The sequence below is a fragment of the Cellulomonas flavigena DSM 20109 genome, assembly GCF_000092865.1.
GTDB classification, from domain to species: domain Bacteria; phylum Actinomycetota; class Actinomycetes; order Actinomycetales; family Cellulomonadaceae; genus Cellulomonas; species Cellulomonas flavigena.
On record NC_014151.1, the window covers coordinates 161,484 to 185,442 of the forward strand.

Genomic DNA, 23,959 nt, shown 5'->3' on the forward strand with positions numbered 1-23,959 from the left:
CCGAACGGTGACCCAGGTTCCGCTCGGCGGGGGAGGGGGTGGGTGCGGGTGTCCTGGTGCGGGGTGGGCGGGGGCGACGAAGGATGGTGGGCATGGCCCTCCCGACGCTGCCCACCCGTCCCGTCGCGGACCCCGCCGCTGTCGTGCAGGGCGACCGGTACCGCATCACGGTCCTCACCGAGGGCCTGCTGCGTCTCGAGCACTCGCCCGACGGGACCTTCGAGGACCGGCCGTCCACGTTCGCGCTCCACCGGCAGCAGCCGGTGCCGGAGTTCCGCGTCGTCGACCAGGGCACGCACCTGGAGGTGGTCACGCGGCGCATGCGGCTGACGTACGACAAGGGCCCGTTCACCACCAGCGGCCTGTCGGTCGCGGTGCTGGGGGCGGTGACGACGTGGCACTCGGTGTGGCGGTACGGCCAGGACGACGACGGCCGCAACCTGGGCGGAACGGCCCGCACCCTCGACGAGGCCGACGGTGCCGTCCCCCTGGAGCCCGGCGTGGTGGGGCGCAACGGCTACGCGGTGATCGACGACTCGTCGTCCCTGCTGCTCACCGACGACGGCTGGGTCGCGCCGCGTGACGACGGCCGCACCGACCTGTACGTCTTCGCGTACGGCCACGACCACGCCGAGGCGGTGCGCGCGCTGTACGCGGTCTCGGGTGCGCAGCCGGTGCTCCCGCGCTGGGCGCTGGGCAACTGGTGGAGCCGCTACCACCGCTACGCGGCCGACGAGTACCTGGCGCTCCTGACGAGGTTCCGCGCGGCCGGCCTGCCGTTCTCCGTCGCGGTCCTCGACATGGACTGGCACGTCACCGACGTCGACCCCGCGATCTCGAGCGGCTGGACGGGCTACTCGTGGGACCGCGAGGTCTTCCCGGACCCGCGCGCGTTCCTCGCCGAGGTCCACCGTCGTGGCCTGCGCGTGACGCTCAACGTGCACCCGGCGGACGGGGTCGGCCCGCACGAGGACGCGTACGTCGCGATGTGCGCCGCGCTCGGCCTCGACCCCACGGACCGTGACCCCGTCGCGTTCGACGTCACCGACGAGGCGTTCCTCACCGCGTACCTCGACGTGCTGCACCGGGGCCTGGAGGACGACGGCGTCGACTTCTGGTGGATCGACTGGCAGCAGGGCTCGCACTCGCGGGTCGCGGGGATCGACCCGCTGTGGATGCTCAACCACTTCCACTTCCTCGACAACGCGCGCGGCGGCCGGCGGCCCCTGACCTTCTCGCGCTACGCGGGCCCCGGCTCGCACCGGTACCCGGTGGGTTTCTCGGGGGACGCGGTGGTGTCGTGGGCGTCGCTGGCGTTCCAGCCGCACTTCACCGCCGCGGCCGCGAACATCGGGTACGGCTGGTGGAGCCACGACGTCGGCGGGCACATGTTCGGCGCGAAGGACGACGAGCTCGCGACGCGCTGGGTGCAGCTCGGGGTGTTCTCGCCGATCCTGCGGCTGCACTCGTCGAACAACCCGTTCCTCACCAAGGAGCCGTGGTCGTTCGGCCCGGAGCACGAGGCCGCCCAGACGGCCGCGCTGCGGCTGCGGCACCGCCTGGTGCCGTACCTGCACACGATGAACCACCGGGCGGCGCGCGAGGGCGTGCCGCTCGTGACGCCGATGTACCACCGCTGGCCTCGCCACCCCGAGGCGTACGAGGTCCCGGGCCAGGTCGCGTTCGGCTCGCAGCTGCTGGTGGCGCCGGTGACGGGGCCGCGGGACCGGGAGTCCGCGACGGCGGCCGTGCGCGCGTGGCTCCCGGACGGCGTGTGGGTCGACGTGCTGACGGGTCTGGTCTACGACGGGGGCCGGGAGCTGGTGCTGCACCGCGACCTGACGTCCGTCCCGGTGCTCGCGCCCGCGGGTGCGCTGGTCCCGCTCGACGCGGCCGACGTGCCGGCCGACGACCCGGTCGAGCCGGACGCCCTGGAGGTGCTGGTCGTCGTCGGTGCGGACGGCGGCCTCACGCTGGTGGAGGACGACGGCACGGGCGACGGGCTCGACGAGGCGCGCGTGGTCCGCACGCCGCTGACCTGGGACCAGGCCGCCGGTGTGCTGACGGTCGGCCCGGCGGCGGGGGCGACGGGCGTGCTGCCGGCCGTGCGGACGTGGACGGCGACGTTCGTGTCGGTGGCCGGCGGGGTCGCGCCGGTCGCGACCATCGAGGGCGGAGCCGTCGAGCCGGGCGTGGTCCGCACCGCCGACGGGCACCTGCGTGTCACGGTGGCCGACGTGCCCGTCGGTGCGGTGCTGCGCGTGGGCCTGGGCGAGGCCCCGGAGCTGCGCCCGAACGACGTCGCGGGTCGGCTGCACCGACTGCTCGACGCGGCGCAGGTGGGGTTCGAGCTCAAGCGGCGCGTGCTGGAGGTGCTGACGTCCGACCGCCCGCTGCACGTGCGTCTGGCGCACCTCGCGGCGCTCGACGTGCCGGCGTCGCTGCGCGCGGCGGTCGAGGAGGTCGTGCTGGCGCGGGCGTCGGCCTGACTCGCGCGGCCACCTAGGGTGGGCGGCGTGGAGGAGTACGCGATGACCGGGTTCCGGGTCCGCGAGCACCGGGTCGAGGTGCCGGTGGACTGGTCGGACCCGACCCGCTTCGGCTCGATCGAGGTGTTCGCGCGCGAGGTCGTGGACCCCCAGCGTGCCGCCGACGACCTGCCGCTGCTGCTGTTCCTGCAGGGTGGCCCGGGCGGCATGTCCCCGCGGCCGGCGCCCGGTGGCTGGCTCGCCACGGCGCTGCGCACCCACCGCGTCGTGCTGCTCGACCAGCGCGGCACGGGTCGCTCGTCGCGCGTCGACGGCACGGACGTCGCGGCCCTGGGCGACGCGGCGGGGGACCACCTCGCGTGCTTCCGTGCCGACGCGGTCGTCGCCGACGCCGAGCACCTGCGCCGCACCGTGTACGGCGGGCGGCGGTGGACGACGCTCGGGCAGTCGTACGGCGGGTTCCTCACGCTCACGTACCTCTCGCGGCACCCCGAGGCGCTCGACGCGTGCTGGGTCACCGGGGGGCTGCCGCCGGTCGGCGCCACGGCCGAGGACGTCTACGCGGCGACGTACCCGCGGCAGGCCGCCCGTAACCGCGCGCTGGCGCGGGCGTTCCCCGACGACGTCGACCTGCTGGGCCGCCTGGCGGACCGCGTCGCCGCCGGGGACGTCGTGCTGCCGAACCGTGACGTGCTCACCGTCGAACGCCTGCAGACCCTCGGGATGGACCTGGGCATGAGCACCGGGGCCGACGGCCTGCACTGGCTGCTCGACACCGCGCTGGACCGCCGCGGCGAGCCCGCACCCGGATTCCTCGCGCAGGTCGCCGCCCGCACCGGGTTCGACACCAACCCCCTGTACCTCGTGCTCCAGGAGGCCATCTACCACTCCGGCCCCCGCGAGCCCGGGTGGGCCGCGGCCACCGAGCACGCGCGGCACCCGGCGTTCGCCGCCGCCGCGCGGCCGCTGCAGCTCACCGGCGAGGCGGCGTACCCCTGGATGTTCTCGCAGGTCAGCGCGCTGCGGCCGTTCGCCGCCGCCGCCGAGGCGCTCGCGTCGCGCACGTCGTGGCCCGAGCTGTACGACGTCGACCGCCTCGCCGCCAACGAGGTCCCCGTCGCCGCCGTGCAGTACTACGACGACCCGTACGTCGACCTCGACCTCGCGCTGGCGACCGACCTGGGCAACAGCCAGGTGTGGGTCACCAACGAGTTCCTCCACGACGGCCTGCGCGTCGCGGGCGACACGATCCTCCCGCGCCTCGCCGACCTCACCGCCGGCCGCTGGACGGTCACCTCGCGCTGACGCCTCCCACGTCGCACCCGGGTCCGCTACGTCACCAGCGGGTGGATCGCGTACACCAGCCCGACGACGGCGCCCAGGGCGATGACGACGCCCGTCCACACGAGCAGCCGCGCGGTCCGACGGGTGCGTCGTTCGTCGTCCACCGGAAGGCCCTCCTGTGCTGTCGGACGCCAGGGCGTCCACTGTGTCCCGCGGCCGCGGGACGCGCACCCCGGCCGCGGCGCGCGAGCCCGATCGACCCGGTCGAGACGCAGGGCTGAACGCCGGGTCGGCGCTGAACGTCGGGTCGGCGCGGTGCTCGCCGTGGGAGCCGCGCCGGGCCCGCGGAGAGCGGGCCCGGCGGCCCGTCGTCAGCCGGCGACGAGCAGCGCCGTCGCCGCGCCGGCGGTGGCCACGACGACCAGCCCGGCGCACAGCGCCACCAGCGCGAGCATCGCTCGCAGCCGACCGTTCCACGCCTCGCTCCGTGCGTTCATGTGATCCACCTCCGTCGTCCGGGTCGCCAGGGCCGTGACCGGTCGGCCGGGCCCGCGGGTCCGGCTCACCGGGCGTCCCGCCGGTGCCAGCAGAGCACCCCACCCCCGAGGTGCGCGACCGGAAACCTCCGCCGCCCCCAGCTGTCCCAGCCGCCTGCGTCGGCCGACGAGGAGTGCCGGCCCGGCCTCTCGCGGACGTGGGTGCGGTGCCGGATCGCCCCTACGGGCGGGTGGCGATCGGGTGACCTGGGGACGCCGGTAGCAGGTGACGCGGACAAATCGGGCACGATGGACCCCCGCCCCCCTCGGAAGGTTCCTGCATGCGTCCGTCCCGCACCCGTCCCGCGAAGCACCTGACGACACTGGTCGTCGCGTCGGCACTCGGGCTCGCCGCGTGCACCGGTGGGTCGACGGACCCCGACGCCACGCCCACGCCGACCGTCGACCCGGGGCCGCAGCCCGAGGACGTCGTCGCGACGGCGGTGATCCCCGAGGCCGGGATGGACCTCGAGGTGCGCGTCCACCCGCTCGTGCGGGCCGGTGAGCACGTCGTGCTCACCGTCGACGTCGTGCCGCCCGAGGCGCCTGAGGACCTCGTGCACCTTCGTGGCTTCGGCGTGACGTCGTTCATCGCGAGCTCGTGGCCGCCCGTCAACGTCCGCCTCATGGACCTCGCACGCGACGTGGTCCTCCACGTCGGGGCCGACAGCGACGGGGAGCCGGTCGTCGCCCCGGAGGACTGGAGCAGGTTCCGGACGGAGCGTGGCACGCGGCTCCAGATGCCGTTCGCGGCCCCGGCCGACGACGTCGACGCGCTGTCCCTCTTCTTCCCCGGTGCGCCGCTGTTCGCGCAGGTACCGATCATCGACGGCGAGCTGCCGTCGGCGGTCCACCCCGACGACGTGGCCGCGGCGGAGGCCGCCGCCGCGACGGCTGCCGCCCGTGCGTCCGCGAGCCCGTCCGCGACGCCGGACGTCGAGGAGACCGCACCGCCGGAGGAGCTCGACCTCGACGCGGTCGTCGAGGCGCCGGTCTTCCCCCTCGAGTCGACGACCGCCGAGCTCGACGGCGCTGTGCAGACCATCGAGTCGACCGAGAAGGTCGAGGTCACCCTCGGGTCCGACGTGCTGTTCGCGTTCGACTCGGCCGACCTCACCCCGGAGTCCGCGGACGCGGTGGCGCTCGTCGCGCAGCGGCTCGCCGAGCGGGAGGCCGGCAGCGTCGAGGTCGTGGGCCACACCGACGACCAGGCGGACGACACCTACAACCTCGACCTGTCGCGGCGCCGGGCGCAGGCCGTCGCGGACGCGCTCGAGGCCCAGGTCGCCGGCTCGGGTCACCGCATGCGGGTGGCCGGGCGCGGCGAGTCGGAGCCTGTCGTGCCCAACGACTCCGAGGAGAACCGCGCGCTCAACCGCCGCGTGACGGTGTCGCTGACGTCGAAGGTCGTCACCCGCACCGACGTCACGACGACCGGGGAGCTGCCGCCGTTCGGCGGGGTCGTCGGCACCGCGGGCACCCCGGTGCGCGTGGAGAGCGGCTCGCGCGTGTGGGAGGCCGACGCGACCGCACGTCGCGTGCACGGTCACGTCGTCGTCGACCTCACCGTGCACGGCGCCGACGAGGAGGACGGCAACCACACGGCCATCGGGTTCATGCGGGGCTTCGGCACCCACCGGCTCGGCGACACCATCGCCCCGCACGAGAACACCGCCCGCGCGACGGTGCTCCAGGGCGCGACGCGCCTGTTCCCGCTGGACTACCGCGTCGGCGAGAACGAGGCGTACCCCGACGGCGAGTGGTTCACCGCCTCCGACCTCCATGCCGGGCACTGGGTCGACGGGGGCCAGACCCGGACGTACTCGTTCGTCTACCCGCGTCTGGACGTCGACACCCTGGCGTTCCAGATCGGGACGGGCATCGCGTTCGACACCGACGTCCGGCTGCTCGACGTGCCGGTCGCCCCGGGCGACGAGGTCGCCACCCCCGGTCCGCGCGACTGACTCACGAACAGGACGTCCCGACATGCGCCTCCGCCACCGCCGAGGCGGTCACGGTCCTGGAGGTCGCGGCCGCGCGCATCGGCGAGCGGGAGCCCGGTACGGTCCTGGTCGTCGGGCACACCGACGACCAGGGGGACGACGCGTACAACCGCGACCTGTCGCTGCGTCGCGCGCGGGCCGTCGCCGACGCGCTGGCCGGCCTCGTGGACCCCGCGCGGTACCCGGCCGACGTCGAGGGCCGCGGCGAGTCCGAGCCGTTCGTGGCGAACGACAGCGAGGAGAACCGGGCGCTCAACCGCCGCGTCACGCTGACGCTCGTCTCGTCAGGTCGTGACGCGCACGACCTGACGACCATGGGCGAGCTGCCGCCCTTCGAGCGCGGCGTCGTCGCCGAGGCGGGCGCGCCCGTGCGTATCGTCTCCGGTCTGCGGCCCTGGGACGTGGAGGCGAGCGCCCGCCGGGTGGCAGGGCACGTCGTCGTCGACCTGCGCGTCACGGCGCGCGACGACGCGTCGCACCTCACATCGGTCGCGTTCCTCACGTCGCTCTTCGGGCACCGGGGCGACGGCGCCAGGAACCCGCACTCCACGAGCAACAACGCGACCGCCCTGTCCGGCGCGACGCGGCTCTACGCGCTGGACTACCGCGTGGACCACGAGACCGCGGAGGCCGGCCTGTGGCTCCCGGTCGCGGACCTCTGGGGCGGCGCCTCCCTGGACGACGGGCAGAGCGCCGTCTTCTCGTACGTCTTCCCCCGGCTGGACGGTGACACGGTGACGCTCCAGTTCGGGTCGGGACGTGGGGAGGACGACCTGCGGATCGTCGACGTCCCCGTGGTCGACTGACACGGCTGCGGTTCCGCCTGCGACGGCCGCGGGCGGGCGACTCCGTGCCGTTGGTCCCTTGCCGCGCGGACGGGCCTCGCCCGACGTCGACGGATCGCCGCGCACGGCCCCGAGGGCGCGTCCGGCGAAGCGATTCGGCTGTTTGACCAGCCACGGGACCGGGACGAGGTTCGGGCCGCCCGGTGATGGTGCCGGTGCCACGCCGTACCGAGACGGCGTGCGAGCGACCCGGAAGTGGACCCATGGCAGACACACGTCCTTCCCCGGCCTGTCGCACCCCCGAAGGTCGCCGGCCGTCACGGTCGGCGGCCTTCGGTGTGGTGGCAGGCCTCGCCGCAGCCCTGTGCGCAGGAGCCGTCGCGCAGCCCGCCGTCGCGGCGGCCCCGACCCTGACCGACGAGCCGTACGGCAACCTCGCGCAGGCCCTGCAGACCTCGCTGTACTTCTACGACGCCGAGATGTCGGGCCCGTCCCGCTCGCAGGGCGTGCAGCGTCTGCCGTGGCGCGGCGACTCCGAGCTCGCCGACGCGCGCATCCCGCTGACCAGCGGCGGCACGGGCACCGACGACCTCGCCGACGAGGGCACCAACCTCACGCCGGCGATGATCGAGGCGTACCGCGACATCCTCGACCCCGACGGCGATGGCACGGTCGACCTGTCCGGGGGGTACCACGACGCCGGCGACCACGTGAAGTTCGGGCTGCCGCAGACGTACGCGGCGGCGACGCTCGCGTGGGGGCTGTACGAGTTCCCCGACGCGTACGAGAAGGCCGGCGCGGCCGAGGCGATCGAGACGCACCTGCGCTGGTTCGCCGACTACTTCCTGCGGTCGACGTTCCGCGACGCGGACGGCGACGTGGTGGCGTTCAGCTACATGGTCGGTCGCGGCGGGGTCGACCACACGTACTGGGGGCCGCCGGAGCTGCAGGACCCCGCGAAGTTCCCGCGGTCGGCGACCTTCGCGTACGAGGGCGCACCCGCGTCGGACCAGGCCGCCGGGGCGGCGGCCGCGCTGACGGCCGTGTCCCTGGTCACGGCCGAGGACGACCCGCAGTACGCCGCCGAGTGCCTCGACGCTGCGCAGGCGCTGTACGACTTCGCGCGGGCCCACCGCGGAACCGGCAACGGTGACGGGTTCTACCCGTCGAGCTTCGACGACGACGAGCTGGCGTGGGCGGCGGTCTGGCTGTACGACGCGACCGGTGACGAGACCTACCTCGACCACATCGTCGCCAAGGACTCCGCGGGGCGGTACACCGGCTACCTGCGCAAGATCATCAACAGCGCGGAGGACACCTGGCAGAACATCTGGGTGCACTCGTGGGACACGGTCTGGGGCGGCGTGTTCGCGCGTCTCGCGCCGCTGTCGAAGGGCGTCGTGCCGGACTCCGAGAACCAGAAGTACTGGTACTACTTCCGCTGGAACGCCGAGTACTGGACGGGTGGCGCGGTGAAGCACCGCGAGGCCGGCGACGGCACGTACGTGGCGACGTCGCCGTCGGGCTGGTCGGTCATCTCGACATGGGGCTCGGCCCGGTACAACACGGCCGCGCAGCTCCAGGCGCTGACCTACCGCAAGTACTCGCACCTCGACTGGGGCGACCCCGAGGTCAACGAGCGCGAGGGCGTCGCGCTGTCGCAGTGGGCGCTGTCGCAGATGAACTACCTCATGGGCGACAACCCGCTGCACCGCTCGTACGTCGTCGGGTTCACGGCGAACGACGACGACCACCACGCGCGCTTCCCGCACCATCGTGCCGCGCACGGCTCGGACACCAACAGCATGCTCGTGCCCGCCGAGCACCGGCACGTGCTGTGGGGTGCGCTGGTCGGCGGCCCGGACCTGGCCGACGAGCACAAGGACGAGACGACCGACTACGTGTACAACGAGGTCGCGATCGACTACAACGCCGGGTTCGTGGGCGCGCTCGCGGGGCTCGTCGAGTACTTCGGTGACGGGCAGCCCGTCGAGACGTGGGAGCCGGCACCCGAGGCCGAGGTCGACGCGTACGTCGTGCGCGCCGAGCTGGAGCAGGAGAACACGTCGCGCACGCAGGTGACGCTGGAGATCTCGAACCGCTCGGTGCACCCGCCGGCCGAGGTCGACGACCTGTCGCTGCGCTACTTCTTCGACATCAGCGAGCTCCAGGCCGACGCTCAGACCATCGACGACGTGCGGGTCGACGTCTACTACGACGAGGCGAAGACGCTCTCGGGCAAGGCCGTGAGCATCGGTGAGCCCGTGCACGTCGGCGACGGCCTGTACTACGTCGAGGTCTCGTGGGACGGCATCCCGTTCTACGGCACGCGCGAGGTCCAGATCGGGCTCATCGCGGGCCAGAACGCGCAGTGGACGACCACCTGGGACCCGACGAACGACCCGAGCCGTCAGGGGATCGGCGACGACCTCGCCCTGACGACGGCGGTGCCCGTGTACCGGGACGGCGTGCTGGTGTTCGGCGAGGAGCCGGACGGGACCACGGGCCCGACGCCCACGCCCACGCCCACCGTGACCCCGACGCCCACCGCGACGCCGACGACCACACCGACCGCGACCCCCACCCCGACGCCCACGTCGACCACCGCGGCGGGCTGCACCGCGCGCCTCGAGGTCCGCAGCACGTGGCCGGGCGGGTACGAGGCCCAGGTGCACGTCACGGCCGACCGTGACCTCACCCGGTGGACGGCCACGACGACCCTGCCGGCCGCCGTGACGGTCATGCAGGCGTGGAACGGCACGGTCGAGGCGACCGGGACGACGCTGACGGTCGCCCCCGCCGCCTGGAACGGCGCGATCGCCGCCGGGGACACCGTCTCCGTCGGGCTGATCGGTTCCGGCACCGCCCCCGAGGCCGGAGCGCTGACCTGCACGGCCCGGTGACCCCGGGCCGGCCGCGGGTCGGCTGAGGACGGGTGCCCGGCGGTGACCACCACCGCCGGGCGCCCGTCGCGCGTCCCGGGTCGCGTCGCCGGCCGTGCGTCAGGCCGAGTGCCGGCGCGCGAGCTCCGTGTCGAGGTCCCGCAGGATCCGCTCGCACTCCTCGACGTCCCACGGGGTGCCCGCGAGCTCGAACTCGAACAGCACCGGCCGGCCCGACCGCTGCGCGATCTCCCGTGCGGCCTTCTGGTAGTACCGCCCGAAGTTGCGGTTGCCGGACCCCATGACGCCGACGAGCAGCCGCCGGTTGTGCGCCGAGCGCAGGAACCGCCGGACAGCCTCGGGGACGGTGTCGTTCGCGTCGTTGCCCGTCTTGTACGACGGGGTGAGGAGCACCCACGGGCCGTCGACCTCGCTGCGGCGGTGCTCGCGCTCGGCCAGGTTGAACACGGGCCGGTCGAGGCGCTCGGCGAAGGTGCGGACGAGCCCGCTCGTGGACGAGTAGTAGTAGACGGGCGTGGGGCGCATGCCTCCAGCCCACCCGTCGACGCCGCGCGGCGCCGGGGACCTGCGTCCCGTGCGTGCGTGCCGACGTGGGCCCGACGCGTTGTCAGGGATGTCGTGACTTTTCCGACTCCTGCGTCCTACGTTGGCCTCCGACGTCGGTCCGGTGCACCCGTCCGGGCGACGTCCCGGGCCCCGGCCGACCGGCCGGCGGCCCCACGCGGAGAAGGGGACACCACCGTGGCAGCTCGACGTACCACCGTGCTCGCCGGCACGCTCGCGACCCTCGTGCTCGGGACCAGTGCACTGCTCGCCCCACCCGCCCTCGCCCACGGGCCCGGTGGCAGGCCCGGGCCGGGGCACGGCCCGGGCCACGCGGTCGACGCGGAGAGGTTCGCCCGGCAGGTGACGACGCGCGGCGTCTGGCGGCACCTCGAGGAGCTCCAGCGCATCGCGGACCGGCACGACGGCAACCGTGCTGCCCTCACCGAGGGCTACGAGGCGAGTGCGCGCTACGTCGAGCGGACGCTGAAGCGCGCCGGCTACGAGGTCACGCGCGACCCGTTCACGTTCGGCTTCGAGGTCATCGACGCCGAGGCGCTCACGCTGGGCACGGGCGAGACGTTCGCGGTCGACCAGATGCAGTACGCGCCGAGCACGGCGGAGGGCGGCGTGACGGCGCCCGGGTCGGTGCCGAACGACGTCACGGGCTGCACGGCCGACTCGTGGGCGGGCGTCGAGGCGACCGGGACGATCGCGGTCATCAGCCGCGGCGCGTGCTCGTTCGCCGAGAAGGCGATCGCGGCGCAGGCCGCGGGTGCGATCGGCGCCGTCGTCTACAACAACGTCGAGGAGATGCTGTTCGGCACGCTCGGCGAGGAGGGGCTCGTCGACATCCCCGTCGCGGGCGCCGGCCAGGCCGACGGGGCGGCGATCGTCGCGGCCGTCGCCGCCGGGACGCCGCTGACGCTCGAGGTCCGCTACCACGTCGAGGAGGAGGAGAGCTTCAACGTCATCGCGGAGACGAAGGCCGGGCGCGACGACAACGTCGTCGTGCTGGGCGCGCACCTCGACGGCGTGGAGGACGGCCCCGGCCTCAACGACAACGGGTCGGGCTCGGCGGTGCTGCTGGAGGTCGCCGTCCAGCTCGCGAAGCAGAAGAAGCTCAACAACACCGTGCGGTTCGCGTGGTGGGGCGCCGAGGAGCTCGGGCTGATCGGCTCGACCGCGTACGTCGAGGAGCTCGCGGGCCAGGAGGGCGAGCTCGACCGCATCGCCACGTACCTCAACTTCGACATGGTCGGCTCGCCGAACTACGTCATCGGCGTGTACGACGCGGACCAGTCGACGTACGAGGCGCCGGTGGACGTCCCGCCGGGCTCGGCGGAGACGGAGGCGGTCTTCACCGGCTACTTCGACTCCCGCGACCAGGCGTGGGTCGACACCGAGTTCTCCGGCCGGTCCGACTACCAGGCGTTCATCCTCAACGGCGTCCCCGCGTCCGGCCTCTTCACGGGCGCGGACGACATCAAGACCGACGAGGAGGTCGCGCTGTTCGGCGGCACGGCCGGCATCCGGCACGACCCGAACTACCACACGCCGGCGGACGACCTGTCCAACGTGAGCCGCGAGGCGATCGGGATCATGGCGCCGGCGGTCGCGTTCGCGACGGCGAGCCTCGCGACGGACACGTCGGCGATCAACGGGGTCTCGGGCCCGGGCGACCAGGGGCACCACCACGGGCCGTCGCACCACGGCAAGGGCCGTGCGCCGCACCACGGGCACGAGCACGGAGGCCTGCTGAAGGCGTCGTGACGCGTTACGCCTGACGCGTGAGGCGGTGGCCCGGGTTCCCCAGAGGGGCCCGGGCCGCTGCACGTCCCGGGGCGTCGTGCCGACGTCCGTGACGTGCGTGCGGTGCGGTGTCGCAGACCGCCCGCTGCGTCGCGGTGCGGTGTCGTGCTGTCCGTCGTCGTTGGCGTGGCCGCCCAGCCCCGCTGGAGACGGGCGACATCCTGCTCCCGGAGCGAGGCCCTTGCCAAGCCCCTTCGTGACCGTTTCTTGACCTGTGGACGCTCGAGCGTCAAGACGGGGGCAGGCGCGGTCGTTGAAACGTCGGCTTGTGAGGAAAATGTGAAGATTCTCACCGGGCCGGGACAGCGGGCGTGAGGGAGGAGCAGGATCCGAGGTGGCCGCCCAGCCTCGCGCCCAACGTCGCTCGTCAGGACGTCGGGCCGCCACCGATCCGCGGGAACGGGTCGAGGGAGAACAGCACCTCCACCGGCACGTCGAAGAACGCCGCGATGCGCAGCGCGAGGTGCAACGACGGGCTGTACTCCCCGCGCTCCAGGTACCCGACCGTCTGGTAGTGCACCCCGAGGGCGTCCGCGAGCTGCCGCCGGCTGACGCCGCGCTCCGCGCGCAGCACGGAGATCCGGTTGTGCACGGCGTCCGCGCCGGGTGCCCGCCGCCGCTCGTCCTGCGTCGCCTCAGCCATGCAGCACCGACTCCACCCGGCGGGCCAACGCCCCGGCCGCCTGACGGGCGTTCGCGCGGCGCAGCACCAGCGGTGCGGCGACGAGACCGACGGCCGCCCACGTCATGAGCACCGCCGCCGCGACACCCGGGTGCCACGCCCCGCCGAGCTCCAGGGCCTCCGCGGGCGCGGGCAGCGTCGTCGACCGCAGCCCGTGCGCGAGCCAGTACAACGGGAACGCCTGGACCACCCCGGACGCCCACGGCGGCACGGTCTGCGGACCGAGCACGCCCGAGACGAACGCGAGCGCGACGACAGGGGCCATGACGCACAGCATGACGCGCGTGGGCCGCCCGGCCAGCGCGCCGCCCACGATGCCGACGGGCAGCGTCGCGAGAGTGCCGAGCAGCAGCCAGCCGACCACCGCGACCCAGCCGCCGGCGCCCTGGTGCATCGGGTCACCCAGCAGGAACGGCCACGGCACCAGCAGGATCGCCAGCATCGGCAGCGCGCCGAGCGACTGCGCGACGACCGTGCCGGCGGTGTATGTCGTCGTGCCTCGGGGCACCGCCCGCATCCGCAGGACGGTCCCGTCCTCGACGTCGGCGGCGAGCGTGAACGCCGGGCCCATCACCATGCCGAACACGATCGTCGCGGCGAGCAGCCCGGGCAGGGCCACGTCCGGCAGGGTCAGTCCACCGCTGCCCGGCACCACCACGTCGCGCTGCGTCACCAGGTAGACGACGATCGCGACGCCGACGACGGCGTTCCAGCCGACGTCCTCAGGGTTGCGCAGCATGTGCCGGAACTCCGTCAGGCCGCGGCGGACGCCGAGGCGGACGGCCCAGCGGGTCGGTGCCGACGTGCTCATCGCGTGACCTCCAGGGCGACGGGGGACTCGTGGTGGCGGACGATCTCGAGGTACGCGTCCTCCAGGCTCGCGTGCACGACCTCGAGGTCGTCGACGTCGCCCGCGGCCAGGAGCTCGCGGGTGAACGCCACGGGGTCGTGGGTGCTGTGCACGTGCCGCTCGCCGTGCGCTCGCCACCGCACCTCGGCCGCCCCGGCGACCTGGCGCGCGACGGCCGCGGGGCTGCCGTCGGCGACCACGCGCCCGCCGACGAGCAGCAGGATGCGGTCGGCCACCGTCTCGGCCTCGGCGAGGTCGTGCGTCGTCATCAGGACGGTCGTCCCGTCGGTGTCCACGACGTCGTGGACCAGCTCGTGGAACGCCCGCCGGGCGACGGGGTCGAGGCCGGCGGTGGGCTCGTCGAGGATGAGCAGGTCGGGGCGTCCGACGAGCCCGACCGCGAGGTCGAGGCGTCGTCGCTGCCCGCCCGAGAGCTTGTCCATGCGCTGGCCGGCCGCCTCGCCGAGGCCGACGCGCGCGAGCAGCTCGTCGGGGTCGTGGGCGCCCGCGTGGCCGACGCGCGCGTAGGGGCGGTACCCGTCGGCCAGCTGCCCGAGCAGCTCCCGGACCCGCCACCGGCGGTGGTCGCGCCACGACTGCAGGACGACGCCGATGCGCGCACGCCACGCGTCGTCGCCCCGCTCGGGGTCGGTGCCGAGCACCCGGACGTCTCCCGCGGCGCGGCGTCGGAAGCCCTCGACGATCTCGACGGTGGTGGTCTTGCCGGCGCCGTTGGGTCCGAGCAGCGCGACGACCTCGCCGTGGTGCACCTCGAGGTCGATCCCGTCGAGCACGGTGCGCCCGCCGTACGCCATACGCAGACCCCGCATGCTGACGACGGCAGTCCCGGAGATGTCCATGTAGTAGGTCTACTACATACCGTTGTATCTGCGCTACACCCTGTCCGCCCCTGGCTCGCGTCTCCGGTGGGTCCGACCCCGGAGAGCCCGCCGGGCAGTGGTGCACGTGCGAGCGCGAGCAGCAGGCGGCCGCGTCTGTCGGTCGCGGGTGATACACCAGAGGGCATGACGACACCGCCCGGCGGCGACACCCCGGCCGCCACGCCCTTCCACGACCTCGACGCCTACGTCGCGCTGCCGCGCCTGTCCGGGCTCGTGCTGTCGCCCGACGGCTCGCGCCTCGTGACCGCCGTGCAGACCCTCGACCGCAAGCGCACCGCGTACGTCACGGCGCTGTGGGAGGTCGACCCCTCCGGTGAGCGCCCGGCGCGCCGCCTGACCCGCTCGGCGAAGAGCGAGTCGTCCGCGGCCTTCACGCCCGCCGGTGACCTGCTGTTCACGAGCGCCCGGCCCGACCCGGACGCCACCGAGCCGGACGACGAGCCGCCAGCGGCGCTGTGGTTGCTGCCCGCGGACGGCGCCGAGGCGCGGGTCGTCGCGGACCGGCGCGCGGGGATCGGCGGGGTGCGGACGGCGAAGGACGCACCGACCGTGCTCGTCGTCTCCGACGTGCTGCCGTCGGCGAGCGACCCGTCCGACGACGACCGTCGCCGCAAGGAGCGCAAGGAGGCCAAGGTCGCCGCGATCCTCCACACCGGCTACCCGGTGCGGTACTGGGACCACGACCTCGGGCCCGGGGCGCCGCACGCGTTCGTCGCGACCGTCTCCGACAACATCGCGGCGCCGCTCGCCGGCGAGCGCGACCCCCGCCTCGACCTGTCCGACGTCACGCCCGGCGCGCGGCACGAGCTGCACCAGCAGTCGCCGGCGCTGAGCCCCGACGGCCGCACGGTCGTCACGCCGTGGAACCGTGCGGTGGCGCGCGGCGAGGTGCGGACCCACCTCGTCGCGATCGACGTGGCGACCGGTGACCGGCGCGTGCTCGTCGAGGACGCCGACGGCGACCTCAGCCGCCCGGTCGTCTCCCCCGACGGGCAGCAGGTGGTCTACCTGCGCGAGTCGATCTCGACGCCGCACCGGGCGCCCGCGCTCGAGCTCTGGGTCGTGCCGCTGGCCGGTGGTGAGCCGCGCCGCGTCGCCGGGCACTGGGACCGCTGGGCCGTCGACCCCGTCTGGCTGCCGACCTCCGACGCGCTGCTCGTCGTCGCCGACGACGACGGCCGCTCCCCGGTGTTCCACGTGGAACTGGCCACCGACACCGTCACGCGCGTGACCAGCGACGACGCGGCGTTCACCGACGTCCGGGTGAGCCCCGACGGGCGCACCGCGTACGCGCTGCGCTCGTCGTACGCGGCCCCCGCCGCGCCCGTCCGGATCGACCTGGCTGCCGCCCTCGCCGGCGGGCCCGTCGCCGCCGAGCCGCTGCGCTCGCCCGCACCCGAGGTCGCGCTGCCCGGCCGCCTCGACGAGGTCGTCACCACCGCCGAGGACGGCACGCGCGTGCGCGCCTGGCTCGCGCTGCCCGACGGCGCCGGCCCGGACGCGAAGGCGCCGCTGCTGCTGTGGATCCACGGCGGCCCGCTCGGGTCGTGGAACGCGTGGTCGTGGCGGTGGAACCCGTGGCTGCTCGTGGCGCAGGGCTACGCCGTGCTGCTGCCGGACCCGGCCCTGTCGACCGGCTACGGCCAGGAGTTCGTCCAGCGCGGCTGGGGCGCCTGGGGTGCGGCGCCGTACACCGACCTCATGGCCGCCACGGACGCCGCCCTGGAGCGCGACGACGTCGACCCCGAGCGCACCGCCGCGATGGGCGGGTCCTTCGGCGGGTACATGGCCAACTGGGTCGCCGGGCACACCGACCGGTTCCGCGCGATCGTCACGCACGCGAGCCTGTGGGCCCTCGACCAGTTCGGGCCGACCACCGACGCGTCCTACTACTGGCAGCGCGAGATGACGCCCGAGATGGCCCTGTCGAACTCGCCGCACCGGTTCGTCGGCGACATCGTCACGCCGATGCTCGTCGTCCACGGGGACAAGGACTACCGCGTGCCCATCGGCGAGGGCCTGCGCCTGTGGTACGAGCTGCTGTCGGCCTCCGGCCTGCCCGCCGACGAGCACGGCCGCAGCCCGCACCGGTTCCTCTACTACCCGGACGAGAACCACTGGGTCCTCAAGCCGCAGCACGCCAAGGTCTGGTACGGCACGGTCGCCGCGTTCCTCGCCGAGCACGTGCTCGGCCGCACGGGCGACGACGCGGTCCCCTACCCGGAGCTGTTGGGCTGACGGGGCCACCGCGGCTGGGGCGCCGCACCTGCGGGTGCCGCGCTCCAGCCGCGAGCAGGACGCCCGCGACAGGTCAGAGGTCGGCCGGGTCCACCAGGAAGTCGGCCTCGTCGGCGACCTCACCGCCGACCACGGCGTGCAGCGCCTTGGCGACCTGCGCGATGAGCGGGGCCGAGCGGCTCCGTGCGACACGGTGCTCGAACGACGGCTTCTCGAGCTCGATCTGCTCGATCTCGAACGGCTCCCAGCGCACGCGGTACGCCACGACGCCGGCCTTCGTCCAGGGCAGGTCGTCCATGAGCGGAGGGAGCTGCTCGCACGCGGCGACCTCCGCGGCCAGCATGCCGTCGACGCCCAGGTCGACGAGCACGCCGAACGCCTCGGCGGGCGGCGGCTCGGCCAGCATGAGCCGGTCGTACGCGTCGGCCTCGGCCATGAGGCGGCGCCGCTCGTCGGGGTCCTGCACCCCGTGCAGCTCCAGCGCCGTCCGCAGCCCGGACCCGCCCGACTCGGGGGCCCCGCCCACCGCCCCCTGCGACGTGCGGCCGGCGAGACCGGTCGGGCCCGTCCACGACCCCGGGGTCGCGACCGACAGGTACGCCCGCGGCTGCACGGCCTGGACGATCGCGAGCACCTCCTCGGGCTCGATCCAGCGGTCGGTCAGCACGGTGAGGTCGGTGGCCGCGTCAGGGTCGGGCGTGAGGATCGCGCCGGTCTGCGTGCGCACGGCCCCGCCGAGCCGCCGTGCGGCGGCGACGAGCCACGTGAGGACCCGTTCCTCCTCACGGACCGGCAGGCCGTCGGGGAACGCGCGCTTGAGGCCGTCGCGGTCGCCCCCGGGCCACGGCCGCTCGCCGCGTTCGCGCGGCGCGTCGAGCACCCACACCATCACCGTCGACGCGGGCAGGCCCAGCGCGATCGCGTCCTGCGTGTCGACCGCGTACGGGCCGGCGATCGTCGAGAGGCGCGCGAGCCGCAGCACCCGCGCGGGGCGCGGCGCCTGGCGGCCGACGGAGCGGATGCCGAACGCCGCGGTGACGGCGGGCAGCACGCCGGTGCGAGTCTGCGTCTCGGGCGCGTCCTCCCATCGCACGCCGCGGAACCTGCTGGCAGCGAGGACCTCGATCTCGTCGGGCTCGACGCCCTCGGGCAGCGCCAGCAGGTGGCGGTCGGCCAGCGTCGGGTCGTCGACGACGAGCGGCGGGTAGGTCATCAGACCTCCGTCCGGTGGAAGCCCTGCCAGGAGCGCGACGCGGTCGGACCGCGCTGCCCCTGGTACCGCGACCCGTACTGCGACGACCCGTAGGGGTGCTCGGTGGGCGACGTGAGGCGGAAGAAGCAGAGCTGCCCGATCTTCATGCCGGGCCACAGCAGGATCGGCAGCGTCGCGACGTTCGAGAGCTCGAGCGTCACGTGGCCGGTGAAGCCCGGGTCGATGAAGCCGGCCGTCGAGTGCGTCAGCAGGCCGAGACGTCCGAGCGACGACTTGCCCTCGAGGCGGGCCGCGATGTCGTCGGGCAGCGTCACGTTCTCGTACGTCGACCCCAGGACGAACTCTCCCGGGTGCAGCACGAACGGCTCGCCGCCCTCGACCTCGACCAGGCGCGTGAGGTCCGGCTGCTCGGCGGCCGGGTCGATGACCGGGTACTTGTGGTTGTCGAACAGCCGGAAGTACCGGTCGAGGCGCACGTCGACGCTCGACGGCTGGACCATCGCGGGCTCGTACGGGTCGAGCGCCACGCGCCCGGACCCGAGCTCGGCACGGATGTCGCGGTCGGAGAGCAGCACGCAGGACACCGTAGTGCCGAACCGGTCCGAATCGACCGCGCGCGGGTGGCCGACACAGGTTCCTCACACGGACGGCGGGCACGCGAGCGGCCGCACCGCCCGGGGGGGGGCGAACCGGTCGGTCGTCCTGATGAAAGGTCACGCACCGTTCCGGGGTCCGACGCTCTCGGGTTATGCTGTCCCCGCTTGTCGTGGGAGCGCTCTCTCCGCATGATCGCGGGGCGCCTCCGGGTCGAGCCCGCGCGGGGCGGCCCGCGATGTAGTTCCGTAGGACGACCAGGTACCTGAGCAGGGTCGCTGACACCTGGCGTGCACCTCCCGGTGACGCCTCGGTCGTCGGCCGTGCGACGAGGCACGAGAGGCATGCGATGCGGTTCGGCCACTTCGACGACGAGGCACGTGAGTACGTCGTCACCACGCCCCACACCCCCTACCCGTGGATCAACTACCTCGGGTCGGAGCAGTTCTTCTCGCTGCTGTCGCACCAGGCCGGTGGGTACTCGTTCTACCGCGACGCCAAGATGCGCCGGCTCACGCGGTACCGCTACAACAACATCCCGGCCGACGCGGGCGGCCGCTACCTGTACGTCAACGACGGCGGCGACGTGTGGACCCCGTCGTGGCTGCCGGTGAAGGCGGACCTCGACCACTTCGAGGCGCGCCACGGCCTGGGCTACTCGCGCATCACCGGTGAGCGGGGCGGCCTGCGCGTGGCGACCACGTTCTTCGTGCCGCTCGGCGAGAACGCCGAGGTGCAGCGCGTCGCGGTCACCAACACGTCGGACGCGGAGAAGACGGTCACCCTCTTCTCGTTCGTCGAGTTCTGCCTGTGGAACGCGCAGGACGACCAGACGAACTACCAGCGCAACCTGTCGATCGGCGAGGTCGAGGTCGAGCAGGACGGTCCGCACGGCTCGGCGATCTACCACAAGACCGAGTACCGCGAGCGGCGCGACCACTACGCCGTCTTCGGCGTCAACACGCACGCCGACGGGTTCGACACCGACCGCGACACGTTCGTCGGCGCGTACAACTCGCTCGGCGAGGCGGCCGTGCCGCGCGCCGGGCAGTCGGCCGACTCGGTCGCGTCGGGCTGGTACCCGATCGGCTCGCACTCGGTGCGCGTGACGCTCGCCCCCGGTGAGACGCGCGACCTGGTGTACGTGCTGGGCTACCTCGAGAACGCGGACGACGAGAAGTGGGCGGACGACGCCCACCAGGTCGTCAACAAGGAGAAGGCGCACGGCCTGCTGGGCCGCTTCGCGACGGCCGAGCAGGCCGACGCCGCGGTCGAGGCGCTGCAGGTCTACTGGACCGAGCTGCTGTCCACGTACTCGGTGCGCTCGGACGACGAGAAGCTCGACCGGATGGTCAACATCTGGAACCAGTACCAGTGCATGGTCACGTTCAACATGTCGCGCTCGGCGTCGTTCTTCGAGACGGGCATCGGGCGTGGTATGGGCTTCCGCGACTCCAACCAGGACCTGCTGGGCTTCGTCCACCTGGTGCCGGACCGGGCGCGCGAGCGGATCATCGACATCGCGTCGACGCAGTTCGAGGACGGCTCCGCGTACCACCAGTACCAGCCGCTGACGAAGCGCGGGAACAACGACATCGGGTCGGGCTTCAACGACGACCCGCTGTGGCTCATCGCCGGCGTCGCGGGCTACGTCAAGGAGACGGGCGACTTCTCGATCCTCGACGAGCCCGTGCCCTTCGACAACGAGCCCGGCTCCGAGGTCCCGCTGTTCGAGCACCTCACGCGCTCGTTCGACTTCACGGTCAACCACCGCGGCCCGCACGGCCTGCCGCTCATCGGCCGTGCCGACTGGAACGACTGCCTCAACCTCAACTGCTTCTCCACCACGCCGGGCGAGTCGTTCCAGACCACCGAGAACCAGGCCGGCGGCCACGCGGAGTCCGTGTTCATCGCGGCGCAGTTCGTCCTGTACGGCGAGCAGTACGCCGAGCTGGCCGAGCGTCGTGGGCTCACCGAGGTCGCGTCGCAGGCCCGCAAGGTCGTCGGCGAGGTCCGCGAGGCGGTGCTCGAGCACGCGTGGGACGGCCGCTGGTTCCTGCGCGCGTACGACTTCTACGGCAACCCCGTCGGCACCGACGCCAAGCCCGAGGGCAAGATCTGGATCGAGCCGCAGGGCTTCGCCGTCATGGCGGGCATCGGGGTCGGCGAGGGCCCGGACGACACCGAGGCCCCGGCCATCCAGGCGCTCGACGCGGTCGAGGAGATGCTCGGCACGCCCCACGGCCTCGTGCTGCAGTACCCCGCCTACACCACGTACCAGCTGGAGCTGGGCGAGGTCTCCACCTACCCGCCCGGGTACAAGGAGAACGGCGGCATCTTCTGCCACAACAACCCCTGGGTGATCATCGCCGAGACGGTCGTGGGCCGCGGGGACAAGGCGTTCGACTACTACAAGCGGATCACCCCGGCGTACCGCGAGGAGATCAGCGACGTCCACAAGCTCGAGCCGTACGTCTACGCCCAGATGATCGCGGGCAAGGAGGCGCCGCGCGCCGGCGAGGCGAAGAACTCGTGGCTCACGGGCACGGCGGCCTGGAACTTCGTGGCCGTCTCGCAGTACCTGCTGGGTGTGCGGCCCGACTGGGACGGCCTCGTGGTCGACCCCCAGATCGGCCCGGACGTCCCGTCGTTCACGGTCACGCGCGTCGCCCGCGGTGCGACGTACGAGATCTCGGTGACCAACTCCGGTGCGCGCGGCTCGCGCGCCTCGATCGTCGTCGACGGGACCCCCGTCGAGGGCAACCTCGTGCCCTACGCACCGGCCGGGAGCACCGTCCGGGTCGAGGTCACGCTCTGACCGGGGCGCACGCGCGCCCGGCGCCGACAGCAGGGGGCTGCCGCCGATGACCATCACCGCACCGCTCACCCACCCCGCGCCCGCCGCGCCGGTCACCCCGGCCGTGGCGGCGCCGCCGGGTGCCGTCACGCTGCGCACCGACCTGTGGGAGGTCGACGTGCTGCCCGGCACGGGGGCCTCGCTCGGTGCGGGTCGCATCCGCACGTCCGACGGCGTGTGGCGCGACCTGCTGCGCCCCACGCGCCGCACGTCGTCGGGTGACCCGGAGAAGTGCGCGAGCTTCCCGATGGTGCCGTGGTCCAACCGGATCCGCGACGGCGTGCTGCCGTTCGAGGGGCGCCGCTGGCAGCTGCAGCGCAACGCGGCCGACGGCACCGCGATCCACGGTGCCGTCCGGTACGCGCACTGGGACGTCGTCGAGCAGACGCCGACCGCGGTGACCCTCGCGGTCGACACCGCGGAGCAGATCGGCATCAACTTCCCGTGGCAGTTCGGCGCGACCGTCCGGTACGCCGTCGAGGGGCAGAACCTCGTCGTGACGACGTCCGTCCGCAACACCGACGTCGAGCCGTTCCCCGCGGGCTTCGGCCACCACCCGTACCTGAGCCGGGCGCTGCTGCCGGTCGGTGCACCGATCCGCGAGTACCCGCCCACGGCGGGACCGCTCCTGCAGGTGCCCGCGCGGTCGGGCTACCGGCTCGACGCCGCGCTGGCCGACGGCCCCGCGGGGGCGGTGCCGCCGCGCGCGGACTTCCGGCAGATGCGCCCGCTCGGCTCGGCGTTCGTCGACGACGTGCTCACCGACCTCGACCCGTGCGAGCCGGTGCGCATCGAGTACCCCGACGAGGGCGTCCGCGTGGATCTCACCGTCGACCCGGTGTACCGGCACCTCGTGCTGTACGCGCCGCGTCGGCGCTGCTACTTCGCGGTCGAGCCGGCCACCAACGTCAACGACGGGTTCACCCTGCACGACCAGGGCGTGCCGGGCACCGGGGTCTTCGTGCTCGAGCCGGGCGAGGAGCGCACGGGCGCGTTCCGGCTGGCCGTCACCGTCTGACGGTGGTGACCGTCTGACGGTGGTCGCGGTCGGCGCCGCCCCGTGCGGTCCGTTGCACGGGGCGAAATCCCCTGGCGTGCGGTGCGCAGGTGGGTGGACGGTGCCGTCATGACGACATCGACGTTGTGGAGCGTGCGCGCCGCGCCGGCGCTCCCGGCGTCCCCTGACGACCCCGACGCGTGGGCCTACGCCGGCCTCAGTGAGATCGACCGGCTCGTCGAGCTCGAGCGGTGGGGCTGGTCCGACCTGTGGGCCCCCGTGCACGTGCGACTCGCGCTGCTACGCCCCCAGCCGCACGTGCGGCACCACGTCTGGGTCGCGGTCGAGGGCGACGGCGGCGACCCGCAGGACGTCGTGGGCTACGCACTCCTGAGCGAGCCCCTGACGTCGAACCAGCACACCGCGTCCGTGACGGTCGCCGTCCGGCCCCCGCACCGCGGCCGCGGCATCGGCACCCGGCTGGCCGCGACGGCCTGCGGGCAGGCGGCGGCCGACGGCCGCGGCACGCTCCAGGCTGCGACCGCGCACAGCCCGGAGCCCCCGGCCGGTCCCGGGGCGCTCGAGTCGCCCGTCGGCACGGGCCGCGTCCCCGCCGACGACCCCCACGTGCAGTTCGCGCTGCGGCACGGCTTCCGGCTGGAGCAGGTCGCGCGGTACTCGGTGCTCGAGCTGGGCGACGCGCACGGCGCCGGGACCCCCGAGCACGTCGCCCACCTCGCGGCCGCGCGTGAGGCCGCCGGCGCGACGTACCGCACCCACACCTGGCGGTACGAGCCCCCGGCGGACCGACTCGACGACATCGCCGAGCTCTACACCCGGATGAGCACCGACATCCCGCTCGGCGGGCTCGACCTCCAGGAGGACCCGTGGGACGCCGACCGGGTGCGGGAGATGGTCGCGCACGCCGCAGGCGCCGGGCTGCGCCTGCTCGTCACCGCCGCCGAGCACGTCGCGACGGGGCGCCTCGTGGCCTTCAGCGTCCTGGAGGTGCCGGACGGCGACGTGCCGTTCGCGTTCCAGGAGGACACCCTCGTGCTGCGTGAGCACCGAGGACACCGTCTCGGGATGCTGGTGAAGGCCGTCAACCTCGAGGAGCTGGCGGTCTGGCGGCCCGCCGTGCGGCGCATCCACACGTGGAACGCGCAGGAGAACGCCCACATGCTCGCGATCAACGTCGACCTGGGGTTCCGGCAGGCGGGCGTCTCGGCGGTGTGGCAGCGAGCGGACGCACCCACGGGTACCTGACCCGG

Annotated in this window: 17 protein-coding genes; 10 read left to right on the forward strand and 7 right to left on the reverse strand. The window is 73.8% G+C overall.

Annotated features, from left to right (window positions below; genetic code table 11):
* Nucleotides 1-92: 92 nt before the first annotated feature.
* Nucleotides 93-2,489 (forward strand): glycoside hydrolase family 31 protein, encoded by a 2,397-nt coding sequence (locus CFLA_RS00675; protein WP_013115387.1) that lies wholly within the window; start codon nt 93-95, stop codon nt 2,487-2,489.
* A gap of 42 nt (nt 2,490-2,531) precedes the next feature.
* Nucleotides 2,532-3,794, forward strand: a complete 1,263-nt coding sequence (locus tag CFLA_RS00680; protein WP_013115388.1) for an alpha/beta fold hydrolase — start codon at nt 2,532-2,534, stop codon at nt 3,792-3,794.
* A gap of 350 nt (nt 3,795-4,144) precedes the next feature.
* On the opposite strand, the gene CFLA_RS21045 is transcribed toward CFLA_RS00680, so the two are convergent.
* Nucleotides 4,145-4,270 (reverse strand): hypothetical protein, encoded by a 126-nt coding sequence (locus tag CFLA_RS21045; protein ID WP_013115390.1) that lies wholly within the window; start codon nt 4,268-4,270, stop codon nt 4,145-4,147.
* Between the two features lie 320 nt (nt 4,271-4,590).
* On the opposite strand from CFLA_RS21045, the gene CFLA_RS18790 reads away from it, so the two are divergent.
* The 3 genes from CFLA_RS18790 (at nt 4,591) to CFLA_RS00695 (ending at nt 10,000) form a co-directional block, all read left to right on the forward strand.
* Nucleotides 4,591-6,273 (forward strand): OmpA family protein, encoded by a 1,683-nt coding sequence (locus CFLA_RS18790; protein ID WP_013115391.1) that lies wholly within the window; start codon nt 4,591-4,593, stop codon nt 6,271-6,273.
* 77 nt (nt 6,274-6,350) lie between these two features.
* On the forward strand, nt 6,351-7,118 hold the full coding sequence (locus CFLA_RS20265; RefSeq protein ID WP_342626043.1) for an OmpA family protein: 768 nt from the start codon (nt 6,351-6,353) through the stop codon (nt 7,116-7,118).
* Between the two features lie 320 nt (nt 7,119-7,438).
* Nucleotides 7,439-10,000, forward strand: a complete 2,562-nt coding sequence (locus CFLA_RS00695; RefSeq protein WP_222836769.1) for a glycoside hydrolase family 9 protein — start codon at nt 7,439-7,441, stop codon at nt 9,998-10,000.
* A gap of 99 nt (nt 10,001-10,099) precedes the next feature.
* Here the strand turns inward: CFLA_RS00695 and nrdI are convergent, their stop codons facing one another.
* A complete protein-coding gene (gene nrdI, locus CFLA_RS00700; protein ID WP_013115393.1) occupies nt 10,100-10,525 on the reverse strand; it encodes a class Ib ribonucleoside-diphosphate reductase assembly flavoprotein NrdI in 426 nt (141 codons plus the stop codon).
* A gap of 216 nt (nt 10,526-10,741) precedes the next feature.
* On the opposite strand from nrdI, the gene CFLA_RS00705 reads away from it, so the two are divergent.
* A complete protein-coding gene (locus CFLA_RS00705) occupies nt 10,742-12,316 on the forward strand; it encodes a M20/M25/M40 family metallo-hydrolase (RefSeq protein ID WP_013115394.1) in 1,575 nt (524 codons plus the stop codon).
* 406 nt (nt 12,317-12,722) lie between these two features.
* Here CFLA_RS00705 and CFLA_RS00710 read toward each other — a convergent pair whose 3' ends face one another.
* From CFLA_RS00710 to CFLA_RS00720, 3 genes are read right to left on the reverse strand one after another with little or no spacing between them, the layout of a single operon-like run.
* Nucleotides 12,723-12,998, reverse strand: coding sequence for a helix-turn-helix transcriptional regulator (locus CFLA_RS00710; protein ID WP_013115395.1), 276 nt, complete (start codon nt 12,996-12,998; stop codon nt 12,723-12,725).
* A complete protein-coding gene (locus CFLA_RS00715; RefSeq protein WP_013115396.1) occupies nt 12,991-13,848 on the reverse strand; it encodes an ABC transporter permease in 858 nt (285 codons plus the stop codon). The genes CFLA_RS00710 and CFLA_RS00715 overlap by 8 nt, the downstream gene beginning before the upstream one ends.
* A complete protein-coding gene (locus CFLA_RS00720) occupies nt 13,845-14,717 on the reverse strand; it encodes an ABC transporter ATP-binding protein (RefSeq protein WP_245530277.1) in 873 nt (290 codons plus the stop codon). The genes CFLA_RS00715 and CFLA_RS00720 overlap by 4 nt, the downstream gene beginning before the upstream one ends.
* A gap of 195 nt (nt 14,718-14,912) precedes the next feature.
* On the opposite strand from CFLA_RS00720, the gene CFLA_RS00725 reads away from it, so the two are divergent.
* Nucleotides 14,913-17,027 carry a S9 family peptidase gene (locus CFLA_RS00725; protein ID WP_013115398.1) on the forward strand — a complete coding sequence of 705 codons (2,115 nt, stop codon included), beginning with the start codon at nt 14,913-14,915 and terminating at the stop codon, nt 17,025-17,027.
* Nucleotides 17,028-17,100: 73 nt separating this feature from the next.
* Here CFLA_RS00725 and CFLA_RS00730 read toward each other — a convergent pair whose 3' ends face one another.
* Together CFLA_RS00730 and dcd are read right to left on the reverse strand one after the other, a co-directional pair.
* Entirely contained in the window at nt 17,101-18,240 is a 1,140-nt protein-coding gene (locus CFLA_RS00730) for a hypothetical protein (RefSeq protein ID WP_013115399.1), read from the reverse strand.
* Nucleotides 18,240-18,815, reverse strand: coding sequence for a dCTP deaminase (dcd, locus tag CFLA_RS00735; protein WP_043598663.1), 576 nt, complete (start codon nt 18,813-18,815; stop codon nt 18,240-18,242). The genes CFLA_RS00730 and dcd overlap by 1 nt, the downstream gene beginning before the upstream one ends.
* 368 nt (nt 18,816-19,183) lie before the next feature.
* Between dcd and CFLA_RS00740 the strand changes: the two genes are divergently transcribed.
* The 3 genes from CFLA_RS00740 (at nt 19,184) to CFLA_RS00750 (ending at nt 23,954) form a co-directional block, all read left to right on the forward strand.
* Entirely contained in the window at nt 19,184-21,652 is a 2,469-nt protein-coding gene (locus CFLA_RS00740) for a glycoside hydrolase family 94 protein (RefSeq protein ID WP_013115401.1), read from the forward strand.
* A 46-nt stretch (nt 21,653-21,698) separates the two neighbouring features.
* Nucleotides 21,699-22,709 carry an aldose epimerase family protein gene (locus CFLA_RS00745; protein WP_013115402.1) on the forward strand — a complete coding sequence of 337 codons (1,011 nt, stop codon included), beginning with the start codon at nt 21,699-21,701 and terminating at the stop codon, nt 22,707-22,709.
* Between the two features lie 108 nt (nt 22,710-22,817).
* Nucleotides 22,818-23,954: a GNAT family N-acetyltransferase gene (locus CFLA_RS00750; protein WP_013115403.1), complete on the forward strand. Its 1,137-nt coding sequence runs from the start codon at nt 22,818-22,820 to the stop codon at nt 23,952-23,954.
* Nucleotides 23,955-23,959: the final 5 nt, after the last annotated feature.